13 protein-coding genes are annotated in these 13,294 nt (G+C 46.1%); 11 read left to right on the top strand and 2 right to left on the bottom strand.

The window, feature by feature from the left end:
• Positions 1–5: 5 nt before the first annotated feature.
• The 11 genes from EWA64_RS03670 (at position 6) to ptsG (ending at position 10,579) form a co-directional block, all read left to right on the top strand.
• Positions 6–956, top strand: coding sequence for a beta-ketoacyl-ACP synthase III (locus EWA64_RS03670; RefSeq protein ID WP_061893488.1), 951 nt, complete (start codon positions 6–8; stop codon positions 954–956).
• A gap of 73 nt (positions 957–1,029) precedes the next feature.
• Positions 1,030–1,953 carry an ACP S-malonyltransferase gene (gene fabD / locus EWA64_RS03665; protein WP_061893487.1) on the top strand — a complete coding sequence of 308 codons (924 nt, stop codon included), beginning with the start codon at positions 1,030–1,032 and terminating at the stop codon, positions 1,951–1,953.
• 24 nt (positions 1,954–1,977) lie between these two features.
• Positions 1,978–2,712: a 3-oxoacyl-ACP reductase FabG gene (gene fabG / locus EWA64_RS03660; RefSeq protein ID WP_039465572.1), complete on the top strand. Its 735-nt coding sequence runs from the start codon at positions 1,978–1,980 to the stop codon at positions 2,710–2,712.
• Positions 2,713–2,877: 165 nt separating this feature from the next.
• Positions 2,878–3,114 carry an acyl carrier protein gene (gene acpP, locus EWA64_RS03655; protein ID WP_039443400.1) on the top strand — a complete coding sequence of 79 codons (237 nt, stop codon included), beginning with the start codon at positions 2,878–2,880 and terminating at the stop codon, positions 3,112–3,114.
• Positions 3,115–3,205: 91 nt separating this feature from the next.
• On the top strand, positions 3,206–4,447 hold the full coding sequence (gene fabF / locus EWA64_RS03650) for a beta-ketoacyl-ACP synthase II (protein ID WP_061893486.1): 1,242 nt from the start codon (positions 3,206–3,208) through the stop codon (positions 4,445–4,447).
• 80 nt (positions 4,448–4,527) lie between these two features.
• Positions 4,528–5,331 carry an aminodeoxychorismate lyase gene (gene pabC, locus EWA64_RS03645; RefSeq protein WP_061893485.1) on the top strand — a complete coding sequence of 268 codons (804 nt, stop codon included), beginning with the start codon at positions 4,528–4,530 and terminating at the stop codon, positions 5,329–5,331.
• Positions 5,328–6,344 (top strand): endolytic transglycosylase MltG, encoded by a 1,017-nt coding sequence (gene mltG / locus EWA64_RS03640; protein ID WP_061893484.1) that lies wholly within the window; start codon positions 5,328–5,330, stop codon positions 6,342–6,344. The genes pabC and mltG overlap by 4 nt, the downstream gene beginning before the upstream one ends.
• A complete protein-coding gene (gene tmk, locus EWA64_RS03635) occupies positions 6,344–6,982 on the top strand; it encodes a dTMP kinase (protein WP_061893483.1) in 639 nt (212 codons plus the stop codon). Before mltG ends, tmk begins: the two co-directional genes overlap by 1 nt.
• Before the next feature lie 2 nt (positions 6,983–6,984).
• Complete coding sequence (locus tag EWA64_RS03630; protein WP_061893482.1) at positions 6,985–7,947, top strand: DNA polymerase III subunit delta'; 963 nt, start codon at positions 6,985–6,987, stop codon at positions 7,945–7,947.
• Complete coding sequence (locus EWA64_RS03625; RefSeq protein ID WP_061893481.1) at positions 7,938–8,705, top strand: TatD family hydrolase; 768 nt, start codon at positions 7,938–7,940, stop codon at positions 8,703–8,705. Before EWA64_RS03630 ends, EWA64_RS03625 begins: the two co-directional genes overlap by 10 nt.
• Before the next feature lie 443 nt (positions 8,706–9,148).
• A complete protein-coding gene (gene ptsG / locus EWA64_RS03620; protein WP_061893480.1) occupies positions 9,149–10,579 on the top strand; it encodes a PTS glucose transporter subunit IIBC in 1,431 nt (476 codons plus the stop codon).
• A gap of 958 nt (positions 10,580–11,537) precedes the next feature.
• Here the strand turns inward: ptsG and EWA64_RS03615 are convergent.
• Positions 11,538–11,630 carry a MetS family NSS transporter small subunit gene (locus EWA64_RS03615; RefSeq protein WP_139045626.1) on the bottom strand — a complete coding sequence of 31 codons (93 nt, stop codon included), beginning with the start codon at positions 11,628–11,630 and terminating at the stop codon, positions 11,538–11,540.
• Between the two features lie 2 nt (positions 11,631–11,632).
• Positions 11,633–13,093 carry a sodium-dependent transporter gene (locus EWA64_RS03610; protein ID WP_061897118.1) on the bottom strand — a complete coding sequence of 487 codons (1,461 nt, stop codon included), beginning with the start codon at positions 13,091–13,093 and terminating at the stop codon, positions 11,633–11,635.
• Positions 13,094–13,294 lie beyond the last annotated feature (201 nt).

Below are 13,294 nucleotides of genomic sequence, written 5' to 3'. Positions count from 1 at the left end.
TCTTCATGTATAGCAAAATTTTAGGTACTGGCAGCTACTTGCCATCTCAGATCCGCACCAATGCCGATCTCGAGAAAATGGTAGAGACAAGTGATGAGTGGATTGTTGCCCGAACTGGTATAAAAGAACGTCGTATTGCGGCAGAAAATGAGACCGTTGCAGATATGGGTTTCTACGCCGCTCAAAACGCCATTGAGATGGCGGGCATTGATAAGAACGATATCGATATGATCATCGTTGCGACAACCAGTGGCAGTCACACTTTTCCATCATCAGCCTGTCAAGTTCAAGCAAAACTTGCAATTAAAGGTTGCCCTGCATTTGATTTGGCAGCGGCATGTTCAGGTTTTGTTTATGCGCTTTCCATTGCGGATCAGCATATCAAATCAGGCATGTGTAAAAATGTGCTAGTGATTGGCTCAGATGCCCTGTCGAAAACGTGTGACCCGACCGATCGTTCGACGATTATCTTGTTCGGTGATGGCGCTGGTGCGGTTGTCATTGGTGCAAGCGAAGAGCCGGGTATTCTATCTACTCACATCTACGCGGATGGTGAGTTTGGTGATCTTCTTAGCTTAGAAGTACCTGAGCGCGGCAAAGATGCCGACAAATGGTTACACATGGCGGGTAATGAAGTATTCAAAGTAGCGGTGACACAGTTATCGAAACTGGTGAAAGATACTCTAGAAGCGAACGGCATGCATAAATCTGAGTTGGATTGGTTAGTGCCGCATCAGGCGAACTACCGAATCATCTCAGCGACGGCGAAAAAATTGTCTATGTCGCTCGATCAAGTAGTGATCACCCTCGATCGTCATGGCAACACCTCAGCCGCCACGGTTCCAACGACATTGGACGAAGCGGTGCGTGATGGCCGCATTAAGCGTGGTCAGACCTTATTGCTCGAGGCTTTTGGTGGTGGTTTTACTTGGGGTTCGGCCCTAGTACGCTTTTAATTAAGAATTTCATATTAAAGTCGTTAATTTGTAACGACTTTCCCTTATTTTGCTTTGGTTAAGGAAAATTACTATGAGCAAGTTTGCTATTGTATTCCCAGGTCAGGGCTCACAAGCTGTAGGTATGCTTGCTGAACTTGGCGAACAATATGACATTGTTAAAGAGACTTTTGCACAAGCCTCAGAAGCGCTTGGCTACGACCTTTGGTCTTTAGTGCAAAATGGCCCTGTGGAAGACCTCAATCAAACTTTTCGTACTCAGCCTGCTTTACTGGCCTCATCTGTCGCGATCTGGCGCGTATGGCAGCAACTAGGTCTTGCGCAACCTGCAAACTTGGCAGGTCACAGCTTAGGTGAGTATTCGGCGTTGGTTTGTGCAGGTGTTATCGACTTTAAACAAGCGATCAAGCTGGTTGAACTGCGTGGGCAATTGATGCAAGAAGCGGTTCCTGCGGGGACGGGCGCGATGTATGCGATTATTGGTCTCGATGACGAAGCGATTGCAAAAGCCTGTGAAGACGCCGCGCAAGGCGAAGTGGTTTCTCCGGTGAACTTTAACTCGCCGGGTCAAGTGGTGATTGCTGGCAGCAAAGATGCCGTAGAGCGTGCGGGCGTGCTGTGTAAAGAAGCCGGTGCTAAACGTGCACTTCCACTGCCAGTTTCAGTACCATCACACTGTGCATTGATGAAGCCAGCGGCAGACAAACTGGCGATTGCTCTAGAATCTATCGAATTTAATGCTCCGCAACTTCCTGTTATTAATAACGTTGATGTGGTTGCAGAAACCGACCCTGTGAAGATCAAGGATGCCCTTGTTCGTCAGCTTTACAGCCCAGTTCGTTGGACCGAGAGCGTAGAACTAATGAGTAATCAGGGTGTGGAGAAATTACTTGAAATGGGTCCCGGTAAAGTATTAACCGGTTTGACCAAACGCATTGTTAAGTCTCTAGAAGCAGCAGCGGTGAACGATATGGCTTCGCTGGACGCTGTAAAATAATAAGGAAAACCAATGACAGACTTATTGAGTTTAAGTGGCAAAGTTGCCCTAGTGACAGGCGCAAGCCGTGGTATTGGCCGCGCGATTGCGGAAACCTTAGTTGAGCGTGGTGCAACCGTCATCGGTACTGCAACATCAGAAAGTGGCGCAGCCGCCATTTCTGAATATTTAGGCGAAAATGGCAAAGGTTTTGCGTTAAATGTCACCCAAGCTGAATCAATTGAGGCTACACTAAAGGCCATCAACGATGAGTTCGGCGCGATTGATATTTTGATCAATAATGCAGGCATCACGCGTGATAATCTGTTAATGCGCATGAAAGATGACGAATGGAGTGACATTATGGACACCAACCTAACGTCTATCTTCCGTCTGTCAAAAGCGGTTATGCGTGGCATGATGAAAAAGCGTGATGGTCGCATTATCAACGTCGGCTCTGTTGTTGGCACTATGGGTAATGCAGGGCAGGCAAACTACGCAGCCGCTAAAGCAGGTGTGATCGGCTTTACCAAGTCTCTTGCACGTGAAGTAGCATCGCGTGGTGTGACAGTGAACACGGTTGCCCCTGGTTTTATCGAAACCGACATGACTCGTGCGCTCAATGATGAACAACGTGCCGTCACTTTGGCGAATGTACCAGCAGGTCGTCTTGGTGATCCTCGTGAAATCGCTGAAGCTGTGGTATTTTTGGCTTCGCCAGCGGCGGCTTACATCACTGGCGAAACACTTCATGTGAATGGTGGCATGTATATGGTTTAGATCTTGTGCAGTATCTGTGCATGATTTAGGTCAAATATGTAATGAAAATCGGTTAAAATCGCGTAAATTGTGGTTTGACCAGAAAAGTTAGCCTTGCAACTTTTAATAGATTGAATAAACTACGGAAAACATCGCATAAAGCGAACTCTGTAAAGGAAAAGAAAAATGAGCAACCTCGAAGAACGCGTAAAGAAAATCATTGTTGAACAACTAGGTGTTGATGAAGCTGAAGTGAAAAACGAAGCTTCTTTCGTAGATGACCTGGGCGCGGATTCTCTAGACACCGTTGAGCTAGTAATGGCACTAGAAGAAGAATTCGACACTGAGATTCCAGACGAAGAAGCTGAAAAGATCACAACTGTTCAAGCTGCTATCGACTACGTGACTGCTAACGCAGAGTAATAGTCTCTCCCAGGCGGTCACCTAGACCGCCTGTGTTTTTTCCAACTTCTTCTATCCTCCCATAGAAATTCAATTCCCGGAGAATTATATCGTGTCCAAGCGTCGTGTAGTTGTCACTGGCATGGGTATGTTGTCACCGGTCGGCAACACTGTAGCAGATTCATGGAAAGCCCTGCTGGAAGGCAAAAGTGGTATCGTCAATATCGAACATTTCGATACAACTAACTTTTCTACCCGTTTTGCAGGTCTGGTGAAAGACTTCAATTGCGAAGAGTACATGTCTAAAAAAGATGCTCGTAAAATGGATTTATTTATCCAGTACGGCATTGCAGCAGGTATTCAAGCTCTAGATGACTCAGGTCTGGATGTTAACGAGCAGAATGCACATCGTGTTGGTGTGGCAATTGGTTCTGGCATCGGTGGCCTTGATTTAATTGAAACTGGCCATACCGCTCTAGTCGAGAAAGGCCCACGTAAAGTGAGTCCATTCTTTGTTCCTTCAACCATCGTCAACATGGTTGCGGGTAACTTGTCTATTATGCGAGGCTTGCGTGGCCCGAATATCGCTATTTCTACCGCGTGTACAACTGGCCTGCACAATATTGGTCACGCTGCGCGCATGATCGCTTACGGTGACGCCGACGCTATGGTTGCTGGTGGTGCCGAAAAAGCATCAACACCGCTTGGCATGGCAGGTTTTGGCGCGGCGAAAGCGTTATCGACCCGCAATGATGAGCCACAAAAAGCGTCTCGCCCTTGGGACAAAGACCGTGACGGTTTTGTACTGGGTGACGGTGCCGGCATCATGGTATTGGAAGAGTATGAACACGCTAAAGCGCGTGGTGCGAAGATTTACGCTGAGCTAGTTGGCTTTGGTATGTCTGGTGATGCTTACCACATGACCTCTCCGAGTGAAGATGGTTCGGGCGGCGCACTGGCGATGGAAGCGGCGATGCGTGATGCTGGAATTGTCGGCACACAAGTTGGCTACGTGAATGCTCACGGCACATCAACACCGGCCGGTGATGTGGCGGAAATCAAGGGCGTCAAGCGTGCTCTTGGTGAAGAAGGCGCGAAACAAGTTAAAGTTTCTTCAACTAAGTCAATGACCGGGCACCTTTTAGGCGCTGCAGGGTCTGTTGAGGCTATCATCACGGTGATGTCATTGGTTGATCAGATTGTTCCACCAACCATCAACCTGGATAACCCGGAAGACGGATTAGACATTGACCTTGTGCCGCATGTTGCACAAAAAGTGGAGATGGAGTACGCCATCTGTAACTCTTTCGGCTTCGGTGGTACTAACGGTTCTCTGATCTTTAAGAAAATCTAAGTGCTTTAGAGTTTAGAAACTTGTATTTAAACGGCTTGATGCTTAGCATTGAGCCGTTTTTGTTTTTTAGGGATGCTGAAATGTTTTGGGTAAATGGTGTACCAAGTGAGATGGTTTCGCTTACCGACCGTTCATTTCAATATGGCGACGGATGCTTCACCACTATGTTGAGTCGACATGGTCACATTGAGCACTGGCCTCTACATATTGAACGTATGCAGGCGTGTTTAAGCACATTGCATATTCCCATTCCCGACTGGTTACAAGTGAAACAGTGGTTAGACTTAGCGGTACTTGCCGATGAAAAAGCGGTGCTTAAACTGCATATTAGTCGGGGGCTTGGTGGGCGAGGGTACAGCTTTTCCGAGGTAACGCAGCCACTCGTGACGATCTCAAGTGCTTCCTATCCTCCGCATTATGCCACTTTACAACAAACAGGCTTGCAACTGGGCGTGTGTCAAACCCGTTTAGGTATTAATCCATTACTTGCAGGGCACAAACATAACAACCGTTTGGAGCAGATTTTGTGTAAAGCGGAGATGGAAAAGCAAGGCTATCAAGATGGCGTCACCTTAAATGTGCAAAATCACGTTATTGAAACTACAATGGCCAATCTTTTTTGGCTCAAAGAGTCGGTTTTGTATACCAGTGATGTGTCGCAAAGTGGTGTGGCAGGCATTATGCGTCGTTTGATCCTTTCTCAAGCACAGCATGACGGCATGCCAGTCAATGTGATTGATGCGCAGATAGCACAGTTACTTGATGCAGATGAAGTGTTTGTTTGTAACTCGTTGCTCGGTGTAGCGCCGGTGACTCGCATACAAGATCGCAATATGCCGATTGGTGAGATGACACGATACTTTCAAGGAATTTTCTGTTCGTGATTAAGAAGTTATTAGCCGTAATTATTGTTGCTGCCATCGTCATCGCGGTGGGTAGCCAGTATGTTTTATCGCAGATCAAGCAGTATGTTGAACTGCCGGTGAACATCGAACAAGCTCAAATTATCACAGTCCCAGCAGGCAGTGGATTTAGCCGTGCGCTGATCTTGCTTCAAGAGAAGCAATGGATAGGTGACACACCCTTTGCCCGTCTGTTACCGAAACTCTATCCTGAGTTAACGCAGATTAAAGCGGGTACCTATCAAATACAACCAGAGATGTCGCTCTATGATGTGTTGGTGCTCTTTAACGAAGGCAAGGAGCATCAGTTTAGTATCACTTTTGTGGAAGGAAGCCAGTTTAAAGAGTGGATTGAACAGATCGCCAATGAGCCGTACTTGATCCACAAGCTTGAGGGATTAAGTGAAGAGGCAATCGCCAAGCAGTTAGATGTGCCTTATAGCAAGCTAGAAGGACTGTTTTTAGCCGAAACCTACCACTACACCATGGGAACATCGGATATTGATCTGTTAAAACGAGCGCATAGTAAACTGAATAAAATACTCGACAAGCATTGGCAGAGTCGTCAGGAGAAGTTGCCACTGCAATCCGCTTATGAAGCGCTTATTTTGGCTTCTATCATTGAAAAAGAGACGGCGATCGACGATGAACGCGAGCGAATTGCCTCCGTATTTATCAATCGTTTGAATAAAGGTATGCGTTTACAAACCGATCCGACAGTGATTTATGGGCTAGGGGAACGCTACGACGGAAATATCCGCAAAAAAGATTTGCGAACACCGACACCATACAATACATATGTTATCAATGGTTTACCACCAACGCCGATTGCGATGGCTGGTGAGGCGTCCATTCAAGCGGCATTAAACCCAGAAAAAAATAGCCACTACTTATACTTTGTTGCCAGTGGGAAAGGAGGACACGTCTTCTCGAAAACTTTGGCTGAACACAACAGCGCAGTACGTGCGTATTTGCGAGAATTAAGAAAAAAATAATGAACAAGACAAAATTTATCGTCGTAGAAGGATTAGAAGGCGCGGGGAAAAGTACCGCGATCAGTACTGTTCTGGATGTGCTTAGTCTGGCTGGTATTCAAGATGTCGTGCAGACTAGAGAACCCGGTGGGACACCGTTAGCAGAAAAGCTGCGAGCTTTGGTTAAAGAGGAGCATTCAGGTGAACACCTACACGATATGACCGAGTTGTTGTTGTTGTACGCTGCGCGTGTGCAACTGGTGGAAAACGTGATCAAACCTGCTCTCGCTCAAGGGAAATGGGTGGTGGGGGATAGACATGATATGTCCTCACAAGCGTATCAAGGCGGTGGGCGGCAGATCTCTCCGCTATTGATGAAAAATCTGCGTGATACCGCGCTTGGTGAATTCAAACCAGATTTTACCATTTACATGGATATCGACCCGAAAGTGGGTCTGGAACGTGCTCGAGGGCGCGGAGAGCTTGATCGGATTGAGAAAATGGATATCAGCTTTTTCGAACGCACACGTCAACGCTACTTGCAGATTGCCCAAGCGGATCCATCGGTTGTGATTATCAATGCAGAACAAGCGATCGAGGCGGTTGCGCAGGACATTCGCGCCGTACTGCAAAAATGGTTAGTGGAAACACAGGATTGAGGATGGTACACGAGTATCCATGGCTAGAAGATGTGTGGCGCGGGTTGCAAGCGTCAATGGCAGCGCAGCGTTTACCTGGTGCGGTTTTGTTGCAAAGTGATGCCGATTTAGGCGTCGAAAGTTTAGTGGATGCGTTTTCTGCCGCTTTGCTGTGCAAAACCTACCCTGATCAAGCCTGCGGGTTTTGCCATAGCTGTGATTTGGTGAAGTCCAACAATCATCCCGATCTCCATCGCATTCTCCCCGAAAAGGAAGGAAAAGCAATTGGCGTCGAACAGATCCGTCATTGTAACCGTTTAGCACAGGAATCGTCCCAGTTGGGAGGTTACCGACTTTTTATCATTGAACCTGCCGAAGTAATGAATGAGTCCGCCTCCAACGCACTGTTGAAAACCCTGGAAGAGTCAGGTGAACAGTGCCTTTTTCTGTTGGTCAATCGGGATAAAAAGCGCTTGTTGCCAACGATTATCAGCCGCTGTCAGCAATGGACGGTAACGACGCCAGATCTCAATACCGCGGTAGAATGGCTGCGTCAGCAGGGCGTGAAGGACGTTGCAAAAGACTTACTTAAACTCAGCCATTATTCACCATTGCAAGCAAAAGCGATGGCGCAAGCCGGAGGGCTTGCGGAGTATCAAAAATTAGAGGCGCTTTTTCTCAGTGTGCTGACCCAACCTTTGAGTGACATCACTGAATTGGCTTCGTTTATACAAACGTCTTCGCAAAGAAATCTGACGTGGTTGTGGTATCTATTATCTGATGCGCAAAAAGCGGCATTTCGTTTAGACAGTCAAGATCTCTTGTCTGGCAGTCAAACATTGACTCACTGTCCACTTGTCTGTTTGCATTCAGCTATGGAATCGCTCACGCAACTAATGCAACAATTGCGTACGTTTCCTGGCTTGAATGAAGAACTTCTTATTACCAACTGGATTATAGAAATCCGAGAGGCATTATGTTTGTAGACTCTCATTGTCATTTAGACAAGCTGAACTATGACGACCTGCATCTGGACATTGCAGATGTGATTAATAAAGCAAGGCAAGCCAACGTCGACCAACTTCTCTCTGTTGGTGTGACTTTGGATTCATTTCCTAAAATGCTTGAGATGATTGAGCCTTTTGATAATGTTCGCGCCTCGTGTGGTGTCCACCCGTTGGATGTCGAAAGCGATTTTTGTTTGGCTACATTAAAAGAGTATGCCAGTCATCCTAAGGTTGTTGCCGTAGGGGAAACGGGGCTTGACTATCATTACCAGCCTGAAACAGCTGCGCTGCAGCGCACTCGCTTTGAACAGCACGTAGGGCTTGCTGTAGAACTTAACAAGCCGCTGATCATCCACACGAGACAGGCGAGAGAAGATACGCTCTCGATTTTGAAAAGTGGTTGTGCTGAGCGGTGTGGGGGCGTTATTCACTGTTTCACCGAGGATATGCCTTTTGCTCAAGCTGCGATGGAGTTGGGTTTTTACATTTCGATTTCAGGGATCGTTACGTTTCGACAAGCAACCGAATTGAAGGACGTGGTCAAAAATCTACCATTAGACCGCTTGCTGATTGAGACCGATTCCCCTTATTTGGCTCCAGTTCCTCATCGAGGCAAGGAAAACCAACCTGCGTTTGTTGTCGAGGTTGCCGCATATATTGCCCAGCTCAAAGGCACTTCATTAGCTGAGGTTGCGCAAAAAACGAGCCAAAACTATCGGGATCTTTTTTTGCGATAAAAATATAAAAAACGTTCAAAAAGAGAGCATTTGCTCTCTTTTTTTTCGTTATGTGTGTCGAAATAATCCAACGATGCTTGTTAACTAAATATGTTGATTGATTTTGCGACTATTCACCTAAATGTAATTTTGTTACTAAAAATAACATTGCAGTCAATTTTATTTACGCTATAAAATTAATTTTGTTAATTGATAAATCATTTAAAAACAATGGGTTATTCTGTTATTTTTCCCTATTGACAGACGTGGGTGTATGTGATCTAAGGCTTGTTTTGAAACTAAATTTCGTAACTTTGTAGAAAGTTTGAGTGGCATCAAGATATATTTAGAGGCGGAAAATATAATGACAAATGTGGTTACATTTTCATTGGGTGCTAACATTTAGGCTACGGGGGTGTGCCGTTAGAACCCAAAATACTAATAACTTAATCAGGAGCATAAACATGTTTAAAAACCTTTTTGCTAACCTGCAAAAAGTTGGTAAAGCTCTGATGCTACCAGTATCAGTTTTACCAGTTGCGGGTATTTTGCTTGGCGTAGGTGCTGCCAACTTCAGCTGGCTACCAGAGGTGGTTTCTCACCTAATGGAGCAAGCTGGTGGTTCAGTATTTGGTCAAATGGCACTTCTATTTGCGGTAGGTGTGGCACTTGGCTTTACCAATAACGATGGCGTTTCAGGTCTATCGGCTATCGTTGGTTACGGAATCATGGTTGCAACGCTAAAAGTGATGGCAACCGTTATGGGTGCAGACAAAATCGACACGGGTGTCCTAGGTGGTATCCTTGCTGGTGGTGTGGCTGCTTGGGCATTCAACCGTTTCTACAAAATTCAACTTCCAGAATACCTAGGTTTCTTCGCTGGTAAGCGTGCTGTGCCGATTATTACGGGTTTCCTATCTATTATTCTTGGTGTGATTTTGTCATTCATTTGGCCACCAGTGGGTGCTGCAATTGCGACATTCTCTGATTGGGCAGCGCATCAGAACCCAGTAACCGCATTTGGTATCTACGGTGTTATTGAACGTTCTTTGATCCCATTCGGTCTACACCACATCTGGAACGTACCATTCTTCTACGAAGCGGGTACTTGTGTGAACGGTTCAGGTGAAACAGTACACGGCATCATGACTTGTTTCCTAACTGCAGATGACGCAACTCGTGCAGCGGGTAATGGTTTCGGTCAGCTAGCTGGTGGCTACCTGTTCAAGATGTTTGGTTTGCCAGCTGCGGCATTTGCTATCGCTCACTGTGCGAAACCAGAAAACCGTGCGAAAGTAATGGGTATCATGGCGTCAGCAGCTCTGACTTCATTCCTAACCGGTATTACTGAGCCAATCGAGTTCTCATTCTTGTTCATCGCTCCAGTATTGTACGCAATTCACGCAGTACTTGCTGGTCTGGCTTATGTACTAACTAACTCACTGGGTGTTGTACACGGTCACACCTTCTCTAACGGCTTCATCGACTTCGTAGTTCAATCTCCACGTGCGGAAAACATGTTGCTGCTTGTTGGTTTGGGTGTTGCTTACGCAGTGCTGTACTACGTTGTGTTTACTTTCGTTATCCGTGCAATGGATCTGAAAACACCAGGCCGTGAAGATGAAACTGCGGACGCAACTGCAACTTCAGGTACTGAATTAGCAGGTGAACTGGTTGCAGCCTTCGGTGGTAAATCGAACATCACTAACCTAGATGCATGTATCACTCGTCTACGTGTTTCTGTTGCTGATACTGAAATCGTTGACCAAAACAAACTGAAAAAGCTAGGTGCGGCAGGCGTAGTTGTGGTATCAGGTGGCGTACAAGCTATCTTCGGTACTAAGTCTGACAACCTGAAAACTGAAATGGATGAGTGGATCCGTAACCACGGTTAATCTTCCATCTTCATGTGAAAAGGAGGCTTCGGCCTCCTTTTTGTTTGTCTCTCCCAGCGTTTATTTACCTGCTCACGCGAGCGGCTTTTGTCGCTATCAGATTAGTTTTGCATCCCAGATCTTCTTAATTGAGTTATTCGCGTAACCTGAGAAGTAGAGTTATCCAGCGGTTTAGGGTGAAGTGGCATTCAGCGCTATTCTCCAACATTCATTCGGCTAAAGCTCTTGAGTGAATGCCGGTTTCTAGAAATCAGGCGCACAGTTTCAATAGTCGCAAACGGATTCGTCTTTTCTCAAATATCTAACCTCCTCTGACTAAGCTTTCGGCCTTCTAGAAAGATCTCCTCTCAATTGATTCGCTGCAAGGTCGAATCTGATCATCCAGACGTTAATGACATGCTATCTGTGCTGGCTCCCAGACTATCGAGAATGACCGTTTGAAAGCGAGTTGTTGCGTTCGTTTCTGTTGCTTTAAGCGTCGTCGAAGGTCTCGAACTGATGGAGTCGCACTGTAAACAGGAGCAATGGTGGTGATTGAAATTAGGATGATTATCACGATGTTTGGAACGCGGAAGGCGATAAATAAAAGGTTAGTGTGATTAGGGTCTGTTGACCTTTTGAGATGATTTTTGCAGCAGTTTGTGGGTTCTTTGTGCAAGGCAGAGGCTTTGAATTGTAGGGGCCTACATGATAAGCCGATAACGCAGCAAAAAGGAGCCACAAACGCTGCCCGAAGGGTTCGAGCTAGGCGCCCCCGCAAAAAGCGTTTTACTCTTTGTTGAGAGGTGTTTTGCTTAGAATGACTAGGCTACAAACCTCTCGTCGCGATTAAAACGCTTTTATCTCGAACAAAATTTAACCGCCAAAGGTCAACAGACCCTAGTACTCAACTCAATCAAATAGTAGGTGCAAAAAAGCCGGCTCAAAAGAGCCGGCTGGAAAATAGATAGGATAGCGTTTACTTATCCATTGCGCGCTTAATGCAAATTGCCGCGCCGCCCCAGGTAATTCCTAGGCCAATAATCATCATGATGATCGCACCCGTGGTCATAATTATGCCTCCTTCCGATTGGTTAAGTTGATGGCAAAGCCAAAGATAAACAAGGCACCGATAACGGCCCAACCCAGTGTCAGATCGTAACCACCATACCCTTCCGTAAGCAGAGCCTGCAGCTTGGTTGCCAGAATCACCGCCAATACCGCTGGTGTGATGAATTTCAAGCAAACATCGAACCAAGTACCAATGGTGAAATCCGAGATATTATTTACATAGCCACGGACGTCTGCCACTTTGTTTAGTAGCCATGCCATCAACACAATCTCCACCAGACCACCGAACATGATGCCGACGTTATTAGCAAAGTGATCAACCAAATCAAGTAGTAATAAGCCACCATTGGTTGCAAAGGCCATTGAAACCACCACACCCACACCCACCACGATGGTTGCCGCTTTTTTACGACTCCAGTTAAGTTTGTCGATGATAGCGGACGTAACTGCTTCCATAATCGAGATGTGTGAGCTTAATCCAGCCACGACAAGAGCGAAGAAGAACAGCGGGCCCAAGATATAAGGTGCAGGCAGTAGATTGATCGCCGCTGGAAGCGTCACAAAGGCCAGCCCCACACCCGCAGAGACGACTTCAGTAAGTGGTTTGCCTTGTTCTTGCGCCATGTAACCAAGCACTGAGAAAATCATGATGCCTGCTAGGATAGAGAAACCACAGTTAATTAACACCGTCATAAAGGCGTTATTTGTGATGTCTGATTTCTCTGGCAAATAACTTGAGTAAGCCAACATAATGGCAAAGCCGATACTTAGGGTAAAGAAGATCTGTCCGTAAGCGGCTGCCCAAACTTTGACATCCCAAATTTTGCTAAAGTCAGGAGCAAACATATAGTTCACGCCATCTAAAGCACCAGGTAGGAAAACCATGCGTCCAATCAGAATCAGCACCATGATGAACAAAATAGGCATCATGATCTTGGAGGCTCGTTCAATGCCGGATTTTACCCCGCCCACAATCGCTGCATAAGTGATCGCCCAAGCAATCAACATCGCAATCGCAATCTTCCACTGAATACTACCTAAGTTAGTGGGTGAGTTATCACCTAAACCAAGATACTCACTGAAGAAGAAAGCGTTCGTATCTGTTCCCCAACTTTGGGTGAAAGACATACCAAAGTAAGAAATTGCCCAACCAATTACAGCCACATAATAAACCGCAATCACGGCGGCAACACCGACTTGGAACCAACCCAGCCACTCAAATTTGGCATGGATTTTAGCGAGTGTTTTTGGCGCCGAGCCACGGTATTTTTGACCCATACTGAACTCAAGGATCATGAATGGAATGCCCGCGGTGATCATGGCAAAAAGGTAAGGAATAAAAAATGCGCCACCACCATTTTCATAGGCCATATACGGAAAACGCCAGATGTTTCCCAAACCTATCGCTGAACCTACAGCGGCTAAGATGAACCCCGCACGGGATCCCCATTGTTCTCGCTTCATATAAGACTCCTATACGACTCCCTGAGGAATGAAGCTTTTCTGCTCAAGTTTTTGACTAGAGATAGGAATAACGGTAATTCACAATCAACTTAGTAGTTAACCTATTGATAACGTAATTCTTAGTGTATATGTCGTTATCGGCAGAAAAATCTAGAATAAAATGTTTAATTGCTGGATGTGTGTTTGCGAAATCTGAAATAT

Origin of the sequence: Vibrio cidicii (genome assembly GCF_009665415.1) — a bacterium.
In the GTDB taxonomy this organism is placed as follows: domain Bacteria; phylum Pseudomonadota; class Gammaproteobacteria; order Enterobacterales; family Vibrionaceae; genus Vibrio; species Vibrio cidicii.
Note: the sequence above shows the minus strand (reverse complement) of the source record. Positions and strands in the feature narration are given on the sequence as shown.

What these genes read in the sequence shown, in the direction of transcription:
- EWA64_RS03625 (WP_061893481.1), top strand. Translation starts at nt 7,938, where the DNA reads ATGTTTGTAGACTCTCATTGTCATTTAGACAAGCTGAACTATGACGAC.
- acpP (WP_039443400.1), top strand. Translation starts at nt 2,878, where the DNA reads ATGAGCAACCTCGAAGAACGCGTAAAGAAAATCATTGTTGAACAACTA.
- EWA64_RS03670 (WP_061893488.1), top strand. Translation starts at nt 6, where the DNA reads ATGTATAGCAAAATTTTAGGTACTGGCAGCTACTTGCCATCTCAGATC.
- tmk (WP_061893483.1), top strand. Translation starts at nt 6,344, where the DNA reads ATGAACAAGACAAAATTTATCGTCGTAGAAGGATTAGAAGGCGCGGGG.
- fabD (WP_061893487.1), top strand. Translation starts at nt 1,030, where the DNA reads ATGAGCAAGTTTGCTATTGTATTCCCAGGTCAGGGCTCACAAGCTGTA.
- EWA64_RS03630 (WP_061893482.1), top strand. Translation starts at nt 6,985, where the DNA reads ATGGTACACGAGTATCCATGGCTAGAAGATGTGTGGCGCGGGTTGCAA.
- pabC (WP_061893485.1), top strand. Translation starts at nt 4,528, where the DNA reads ATGTTTTGGGTAAATGGTGTACCAAGTGAGATGGTTTCGCTTACCGAC.
- ptsG (WP_061893480.1), top strand. Translation starts at nt 9,149, where the DNA reads ATGTTTAAAAACCTTTTTGCTAACCTGCAAAAAGTTGGTAAAGCTCTG.
- EWA64_RS03615 (WP_139045626.1), bottom strand. Translation starts at nt 11,630, where the DNA reads ATGACCACGGGTGCGATCATCATGATGATTATTGGCCTAGGAATTACC.
- EWA64_RS03610 (WP_061897118.1), bottom strand. Translation starts at nt 13,093, where the DNA reads ATGAAGCGAGAACAATGGGGATCCCGTGCGGGGTTCATCTTAGCCGCT.